The organism is Streptomyces minutiscleroticus (genome assembly GCF_014650875.1).
In the GTDB taxonomy this organism is placed as follows: Bacteria; Actinomycetota; Actinomycetes; order Streptomycetales; family Streptomycetaceae; genus Streptomyces; species Streptomyces minutiscleroticus.
Genome location: NZ_BMVU01000210.1, coordinates 1 through 1,126 on the forward strand (window position 1 = coordinate 1; position 1,126 = coordinate 1,126).

1 protein-coding gene is annotated in these 1,126 nt (G+C 67.8%); it reads left to right on the top strand.

Translation table 11 applies throughout. From position 1 onward, the window contains the following. Window positions 1-1,106: IS110 family RNA-guided transposase (locus IE271_RS41045; RefSeq protein ID WP_229919998.1), on the top strand; the 1,106-nt coding region annotated here is incomplete at its 5' end. Window positions 1,107-1,126 lie beyond the last annotated feature (20 nt).

Consider the following 1,126-nt stretch of genomic DNA (forward strand, 5'->3'; position numbering starts at 1 on the left):
AAGTCGGCGTGTCGGCCGTGGATGCCCTGTCGTCCGACCGAGAGGAACACAGTCCAGTGATATTGCTCGGTGTTGATCCCCACAAGTCCACCCACACCGCCACCGCCGTCGAGCCGGAGTCGAACCAGCAGGTCGGAACGGTGCGGATTGAGGCGAGCCTGACGGACTACCGGTGGCTGCCGGCCTGGGCCAAGCGGTGGCCGCAGCAGAAGTGGGCGGTGGAGAACGCCAATGGACTGGGCCGGCATCTCGCTCAGTGGCTCATCGCCCGTGGTGAGAGTGTCGTCGACGTGCCTGCCGCGGCGACCAGTCGGGTGCGCGAACTCTCCCGCGGTGGACGGCGCAAGAACGATCAGATCGACGCCGCGGCCGCGGCCACCGTCGCCTGTCTGCAGGGAGACGGACGGGATGTCGAGCCTGAGGATCACACCACGGCGCTGGCTCTTTTGGACGAGCGGCGTGTGAACCTGGCCCAGGCCCGGGTACGCGCGGTCAACCAGCTCCACGCGCTGCTGCGTGATCTGCTGCCCGGCGGCGCCCCGACCCAGTTGTCCGCGGACCTGGCCGCCAAGCTGCTGCGATCGGTCCGTCCTGCCGGCGACATCGAGACCGTCCGCAAGGACATCGCCGGGGACCTGGTCGCCGAGATCCGGAAACTGGACAAGCAGCTCACGGACAATGCTGCCCGTATGCAGAGCCTGGTGGAGGCATCGGGCAGCGCGCTGATGGACACCCCTGGCATCGGGCCGGTCCTGGCCGCCCGGCTGATCGGCCGCACGCGACGGGCCCACCGATTCCCCACCTCGGCGGCGTTCGCGAACTACGCCGGTGCCGCCCCGGTGGAGATCGCCAGCGCGGACAGGGCCCGCCATCGGCTCTCCCGCTCCGGCGACCGCCAGCTTAATTCCGTCCTTCACACCATCGCAGTCGTCCAGATACGGATGCCGAAATCACCCGGACATGCCTACTACCAGCGCAAACTCGCCGAGGGTAAGACGCCGAAAGAAGCGAAGCGGTGCCTGAAACGCCGTCTGGCCGACCACGTGTGGCGCGTCATGATCGCCGACGAACGAAAAGCCAAGTCCCGTCTGAGTCAGGCGGCTTGACAAGACACAGAGGCACCCCG